General features: G+C 41.8%; 9 protein-coding genes. 6 read left to right on the top strand and 3 right to left on the bottom strand.

All coding sequences use genetic code 11. The annotated features are described in order from the left end of the window. Together DES35_RS11150 and DES35_RS11155 are read left to right on the top strand one after the other, a co-directional pair. Window positions 1-1,021, top strand: a 1,021-nt coding sequence (locus DES35_RS11150; RefSeq protein ID WP_147269356.1) for an RHS repeat-associated core domain-containing protein, incomplete at its 5' end; no start/stop codon positions are given. A gap of 2 nt (window positions 1,022-1,023) precedes the next feature. Continuing rightward, window positions 1,024-1,596, top strand: a complete 573-nt coding sequence (locus DES35_RS11155; protein ID WP_114366598.1) for a hypothetical protein — start codon at window positions 1,024-1,026, stop codon at window positions 1,594-1,596. A gap of 14 nt (window positions 1,597-1,610) precedes the next feature. Here DES35_RS11155 and DES35_RS11160 read toward each other — a convergent pair whose 3' ends face one another. Further along, window positions 1,611-1,964, bottom strand: a complete 354-nt coding sequence (locus DES35_RS11160) for a helix-turn-helix domain-containing protein (protein ID WP_114366599.1) — start codon at window positions 1,962-1,964, stop codon at window positions 1,611-1,613. Window positions 1,965-2,247: 283 nt separating this feature from the next. Here DES35_RS11160 and DES35_RS11600 point away from each other — a divergent pair, with 283 nt between their 5' ends. The 3 genes from DES35_RS11600 to DES35_RS11170 are packed head-to-tail and all read left to right on the top strand — an operon-like array spanning window position 2,248 to window position 4,239. Beyond that, a complete protein-coding gene (locus tag DES35_RS11600) occupies window positions 2,248-2,403 on the top strand; it encodes a hypothetical protein (protein WP_170125746.1) in 156 nt (51 codons plus the stop codon). 22 nt (window positions 2,404-2,425) lie between these two features. After that, window positions 2,426-3,496 carry an RHS repeat-associated core domain-containing protein gene (locus DES35_RS11165; RefSeq protein WP_147269357.1) on the top strand — a complete coding sequence of 357 codons (1,071 nt, stop codon included), beginning with the start codon at window positions 2,426-2,428 and terminating at the stop codon, window positions 3,494-3,496. A gap of 2 nt (window positions 3,497-3,498) precedes the next feature. Beyond that, window positions 3,499-4,239, top strand: a complete 741-nt coding sequence (locus tag DES35_RS11170) for a hypothetical protein (RefSeq protein ID WP_114366601.1) — start codon at window positions 3,499-3,501, stop codon at window positions 4,237-4,239. A gap of 30 nt (window positions 4,240-4,269) precedes the next feature. On the opposite strand, the gene DES35_RS11175 is transcribed toward DES35_RS11170, so the two are convergent. Next, on the bottom strand, window positions 4,270-4,605 hold the full coding sequence (locus tag DES35_RS11175) for a helix-turn-helix domain-containing protein (protein ID WP_114366602.1): 336 nt from the start codon (window positions 4,603-4,605) through the stop codon (window positions 4,270-4,272). A gap of 395 nt (window positions 4,606-5,000) precedes the next feature. Between DES35_RS11175 and DES35_RS11180 the strand changes: the two genes are divergently transcribed. After that, window positions 5,001-5,984 (top strand): RHS repeat-associated core domain-containing protein, encoded by a 984-nt coding sequence (locus DES35_RS11180; protein WP_170125747.1) that lies wholly within the window; start codon window positions 5,001-5,003, stop codon window positions 5,982-5,984. A 296-nt stretch (window positions 5,985-6,280) separates the two neighbouring features. Here the strand turns inward: DES35_RS11180 and DES35_RS11190 are convergent, their stop codons facing one another. Beyond that, on the bottom strand, window positions 6,281-6,679 hold the full coding sequence (locus DES35_RS11190) for a helix-turn-helix domain-containing protein (protein WP_114366604.1): 399 nt from the start codon (window positions 6,677-6,679) through the stop codon (window positions 6,281-6,283). Window positions 6,680-6,979 lie beyond the last annotated feature (300 nt).

Genomic DNA, 6,979 nt, shown 5'->3' on the forward strand with positions numbered 1-6,979 from the left:
AAGTCTGATAAGTCAAACCCGCACTCCCAACTCCACCGGCTTCAGCACACCCTATCGCTTCAATGCCAAAGAGCTCGACTCCGAAAGCGGGCTCTACTATTATGGGGCGAGGTATTATGATCCGAAGGTGTCAGCTTGGTTATCGGTAGATGCTCTTAGTGATAAGTTTCCCAGTTGGAGCCCCTATAACTTCTCTTTAAACAACCCTATCAACTTAGTGGATCCGGATGGAAATGCTCCTGGAGACCCTCCACGATTTGGAGGCTCATTTGGATTTACTTTAAGTAGCGGAGGTCATATGTCTGCCAGTATTGGAGTGGGAGTTTCTTATCAAACTCCAAACTTCATGGGAGCAGCAAAAATATCTGCCAGTGCGTATAACTTCGGATTAGGCACCTCTCACGGATCTACCGGGATGCGCGGTTTACAAATGGATTTAGTAGGAAGTCTTAGTGCCACAGGTGGTTGGGGTTCTGCTAATGGACTAACATTAAACACTTTTTCCAATAATGCTAGATCGGGAGTACAGAATACCTTTAAGAACTCACTTACATTAGGCTCAAACTTTGTATTCAACTCAAACGGGCGAAATCAACGAGTAGGTTATGTAGGTCTAAGATCTGGAGATGTGCAAGCTGGAGTTTACAACGATTTTTTCCCAGTCTTAGGAGATAGGGATGATCGTTTCTGGACTGGTGGCGGCTCACTTCAATTTTCTACAGGAGCGACGTCATCCCTTACGATGGGAACCGATGTGTTTACTGGCGAGCGATTAGGTAAAAACCCTCTAACGGGTGGATGGCTTCTGAATGGCAGCAATCCTGCGGGCGGTAAGTTTGGTACTTATGCTCAAACTCCTGGGCAGCAACTCTTGAATAACGGCCAGACTTATTTTCGAGTGGAAAATGGAATGCTTATGGGAATTGGTTCCGTAGGAGGGCAAAACCATATGTACTCTCAGGATGCGATCCATAATACTTTAGGACACCCTCTGTTTCTGTCTACAGCCTTAGGTCTTTGATAATGCGGAAAGGATTTGTTTGCGCTGTTCTTGTAAGTACGCTTAGTTCTTGTGGACTGCTACCTCCAAAGTGGGTCTCAGACCTTAAACAAGAAGGAGTTAGGCAGCCCGTGCAAGAGGCATATCACTTAGAAGATGAGTCGTTTAATTACAATGAATTAATTGATACAAATGCTGTTTACACCAGTACAAATGACTGGGTATTTACCAACCAGCGAGGAAAGGTGGTTCAGGGCGAAACTATTGCTTATGACTTCATCCGGTTTTCAAATCATGGTCTTGCTTTTATCAGTCGCTTTAACTATCAAAAGCCTAGTGTAAAAGAAGTTAATAGCTTTAATAATGGTCAATTTGTGTATTATACTACTGAAGGAGATGTGTTAAAGCTTGAGTTTTATAATCACGACAGAGGGTACTTTCAGTATTGGTATGGTAGGATAAAGGACGATGGTATTTACTTTTATAAGTACAAGGGTCGTCCTTGGGGTACTTCAACCGGTAAACTAAACTTTATTTACCACAAAGAGCCTATTGAAGTTAATCAGCCTCTAAACTTTCCAGGAACCCGGCCATGAGAGCCGGTTTTTTTTTAGGAGGCGTATGCCTGTCTTGTCTTATAATCCCTGAGCAGTGCAGAAACCACCCTGATAACGGTGTTCCTTTCCTCGGCCGGCAGCTGGTCCACTTCCTTGTACTGTTGTATCACTTCGGCATGGGAAAGCGAAGAAGCGGCCTTGTCATCTGTATTACCGTGCAAAAGGAAATCCATTGAAACGCCAAGCTCATCGGCCATTTTGGCCAGCACATTGGCCGGAGGGTTCACGCCCTTGGCCACATAACGGCTCATCTGGGCTTTGGAAATACCCACCCTTTCGGCCAGTTCGTTTTGGGTCAGCCCTTTCTGTTTCCTTATCTGGGTTATCCTGTTGCTTATCGTCTCCATTTGTTCCGTAAAAGAAATTATCAACAGCAAATTTAGCTAATCTGCCTACGATAAGAAACGCTTTGTTCCTCATTGTTGATAAAGTGTACCGTGCTTTTCTTGCGGTTTGTTTCATTTAGGTGTTTTTTTGTTCCCTAAGAGAAACAGAAAAAGTTATCCACATGGAAATCCCGGAGATCAAAAGCAGGCTGACGCTTAAGGAGGTTTTGGATCACTACAACCTGAAACCCGACAAGCATAACCGTATATGTTGCCCCTTCCACGATGACCAAACCCCATACCTGTGAACACCCTGAGCCATAGCGGCATAGGGGGGAGCTATACCACCTATTATGCATACGATCAGCTCAACCGCCTCAAGCATACGACCGAAACCTATCAAACCCACCAACAATCCTATACCTACCACCTGAGCATGCGCTACAACAAGGTAGGCTAAATCAGAAAAAAACACGCGCTGGTTGAAAGGCAGAAGATATCTTTGTCACAGACCTGATGAATGCCCCCTCTGTACCATGCGTCAGCACCATGCCCAATCCCCGCACATCCTCTTCTACTACCACCCTGACTACCTTGGTCATGTGGAGTATGTGACCGATGGAGCCGGAGTGCCGTACCAGTACTTCCACTACAGCCCTTGGGGGGAAAGTCTGATAAGTCAAACCCGCACTCCCAACTCCACCGGCTTCAGCACACCCTATCGCTTCAATGCCAAAGAGCTCGACTCCGAAAGCGGGCTCTTCTACTACGGAGCCAGGTACTACCACCCGGTGGTGAGCAAGTGGTTGAGTGTCGACCCAATGGCTCATGAGCGGGAATGGCTATCTTCATACAACTTCGTTCAAAACAATCCTATTCTCAGAGTAGATCCTGATGGTAGATTGGATGATATTGTAATTACGGGTGAAAATAATTCCAGTGTTACGATCAAAACGGACCTCATAGATGTCAGTGTCAATGCAGGTTCGATAGTAGGTGATTTAGGTGGCAATTATACGCTTGAAGGTACAGACGTTTTAATAGCTGCACTTGATATTGTTGGAATTGTTGACCCCACAGGAGTTGCAGACGTGGCAGCTGCAACTTTAGAGGCAAAACAAGGTAATTATGGAAGTGCTATTTTAAGTGGTTTGGGTGTAGTTCCTTTGATTGGAGACCTAGGGAAAGTAGGTAAAATCGGGAAGCATATGAAGACCATTAACAATGCCATTGATGGAGCAAAGGCTGTTAATGGAAATTCCAAAGCAAGTACCAAAGCTCAACATGTGTATGAAATATTTGAGACAGGAACAGGAAATGTGGTAAAGACCGGTATAAGTGGTGGAAAAGTTTCTCAAGCAGATAAATCGTATAGAGCTACTAGTCAGGTGAATCAAATGAATAAAGCCTCAGGCTCAGGGACATTTGATTCTCGTATTGTTGAGAAAATTCCTTCATGGCCAGGAGCAAGACAGCAAGCTTTAGATGCAGAAAAAGCTAATGCCGCGAAGAACAGAAGCACATTAAATCCAAACTACCATAAAAGACCATAATAATGAAGCTTAGGTATATATCACTTGGTTTAGAATATAATTATTATAGTAAAGCTGATAATCTACTTCGTTATGATTTTTTATTGCGCACTCGCTTTATAAGTAATTACTTTTCTCGTGAGGTTCGAAAATACAAGATTGAAGTTGATGGATTTAATATGCTTTCCATTGCCTTGCTACCTGATATTAATAATTCATATAGTTCATTAACAGCTATTAATGTGTTGGAAGTATATCTTCCTTTTAAGAGAGAAAGATATGATTTGGTTCGAGGTACCAATGATTGTAATTATTATTTAGAATTGTTTGAACGTGGTTTTCTTGAGGCTTCAAAGTCTAGTAAAATACCATTACCCATTTTAATGGATATACTTCAGGCATTTAAATTGGGGGGGTGTTTAAATAAATGGACTCACAAGAAAAAACAATTTAAAAGTGAAAATTTAAGTATTGAATTAAAATGTGAGTTTGACACCAATTGTTTTCAGCTTAGGCTAATTGTCAGTTCATTAGCTTCAAAAGAGATATTTTTTAATGGCATAATCGCTAGAACTGAACCAGATGAAGTGCTGTTCGAAAAAATGTTTAAAGATATCTTGATAGAAGATGATAAAATTATTGTCACTGATAATTCTGATAGTCCACGTTTTATAATTAATAAAATCAAGGCAAAACAGGGAATATTAGACTACCAGATTGAGGGAAGATCAGATGTCAAAGATTTATTAACTTATGGATTATGAAGTAAAACCCGGCTAGTCCGGGTTTTTTCTTTATAGAGCAGCCACATTTTTCTGGAAGAAGTCTTTAAACTTCTTTTTGGTCAGGAAAGTATCAATCATTTTAAAGACCATATTTTTTTCTTCGGGTTCGAGTTCAGCAATCAGTTTTACCTGTTCCATCAGGCTTTTATCCTCAATGGTCACTTCATCGGGGATGTTGCCGTCAAAGTTGACCAGTTCATCAATGGTCATCCCGAAATACCTGGCGATTTTGTTCACCGCATCCAAAGACAGATCCCTGTCGCCAGCCTCTACCCTTGAATAATTGGAGCGGTGCATATTGACCAGTTCGGCAATCTGCTGCTGGGTCAGCCTTTTTTCTCCTATATGTGCTGTTTCGTCTAACTAATCTGCTTGATGGTTGTATTTTACTTGAAATGTTCTCAAGACCATATGAATAACAACGGCATAAAAAATTGAGGAGCTGATAGTCGGCAGAATGACGCTTTAATAGGTGCTATGTGCAGTATTTAGAAACAGGTAAAGATGTTTAACTGCTGAGATACAGGAAATCAGACAACACCTTACTCTACCAATGCACCTGCAGCATTACGGCTTGAAAGCCGAAAAACACAAATACTTACAGTAGTTTTTTCAATCTCACTAAACTCATAAAAAAAATCTTCCGTTTTACTAAATCTCCAGTATTTTAGCTATACTTCTGCAAAGCGATGAGGGGGTCTGCAATTGCAAGGACAAATCGGCAATACAAGGTGCTTTTTGTGAGCCCTGGGGCGCAAGGGATGGGTCATCCCGGCCATGTGGAGTATGTGACCGATGGAGCCGGAGTGCCGTACCAGTACTTCCACTACAGCCCTTGGGGGGAAAGTCTGATAAGTCAAACCCGCACTCCCAACTCCACCGGCTTCAGCACACCCTATCGCTTCAATGCCAAAGAGCTCGACTCCGAAAGCGGGCTCTTCTACTACGGAGCCAGGTACTACCACCCAATGGTGAGCAAATGGTTGAGTGTTGACCCCATGGCAAGCGAACGCAGCTGGTTGACACCGTATAATTTTGTGCAGAATAATCCAATTACGAGGATTGATCCTGATGGTAGATTGGATACCAAGTATATTGATGAGGAAGGAAACCTCTTGCTTGAGACTAATGATGGTAGCCAAGACATTATCACTGTTCCCAACGACAAGATAGAAGACTTTAAGTATTTTGGAGAGTCGTACAAGAATGATGGTATGAAACCCTTGTATGACAGTAAAGGTTGGAATGACAACATGAAGGCCGAGATGTTGGGTTTTGAAACCACTAACCAGATGGAGAGTGTTTTGGGGGGCTTCACCAGGCAGTGGTCAAGACAAAAGGCAATCAATTTCCTTCAAAACCCCTCTATTAAGAATGCAATGGCAATGTCTTTTTCGGAGGCTTTAAGCCAATGGACAGATGCTGAAAAGGTTATGGCAGGAGCATCAATTGGGGCTATAGGGCTTTTGTCGATGAGAAATGTTGTGACCCAGACTTCCGTAGGGCCGATTAAAGGCTATACGAGACACGGACTTAATCAGGCGATTTCCCGAAATTCAGGACGTGGGGTACACCCTTCGGCAATTAAAGATGCTGCATTAAATCCAATTAAGGTAATAGAACAGTCAGGAGGCCGGATAAAATATGTAGGTAAAGACGCAACGGTAATATTAAATTCGGAAGGGAAAGTAATTACAACCTATGGAACACCCAGATCACGCTAAACAAGATATTTTTAAAGTCAAGCTAAGTAAGAGTGAAGCTCTTTTTCTTAAGGACTTGATCTCTGTGGACATAGTTCAACAGGGAGCTGACTTTTATGTTCTAGGGTCGAGGGGTCTATATGTCGACTTACTGGATAAGCTTTCAGATAAACTCTCAGAAATTGGGTTGGATGACAAAGACATCCCAAATGAAAAGGGTTTGAGGGTCGAGAATTTAATCGACAAGTTTTCAGCTATTGTTTATGATTAATCATGTGAAGTTTATAACCGAAAAGCCCGGGAAGTCCGTGCTTTGGTCATTTCACATCATTAAGCACTCCTGAAAGAGCATCTTTTAGTTTTTTCTTTCCTACCAGCGCATCTACAAAGGAAGACACCATTTTCTTTTCTTCTTCATTGAGTGTCTCCACCAGTTTGATTTTTTCCATCAGGAAAGCATCATAAGAATTTACATCGGCCAGTTTATCATCTGTATCAAACAAGTCCGAGAGCTTCACGCCCAAAGCTTTGGCAATCTTTTCCAATGTACTTAAAGAAGGCTCGTTTACACCGCTTTCAATGCAGCTGTACATAGGTGCTCCCATTCCTACAGCAGAAATCACCTCTTTAGCGGTCTTTCCTTTGGCTTCTCTGATACTGTTTATTTTTTTCCTATGTCCAAAAATCGCTTGTTTTATTGCTAATAGAGGTAACAAAGGCGCTTAAAAGTAACGCTAAAAGCAATTATTTTGGAATGATGGACTTGTAAAGTTGCTTAGTATGGTAATAATATGTAGTTCTGCAGAATTAACATTCAAGGCAAAAAATAATTGAAATGGAGATAAACGAAATAAAACAACGCCTGACCCCAACCAATGCATCTGCAGCATTACAGGTTGAAAGCCGACAAGCATAATTGTGCTTACAGTAGTTTTTTCAATCTCACTAAACTCATAAAAAAAATCTTCCGTTTTACTAAATCTCCAGTATTTTAGCTATACTTCTGCAAAGCGATG

This window comes from Schleiferia thermophila, from assembly GCF_003337435.1.
In the GTDB taxonomy this organism is placed as follows: domain Bacteria; phylum Bacteroidota; class Bacteroidia; order Flavobacteriales; family Schleiferiaceae; genus Schleiferia; species Schleiferia thermophila.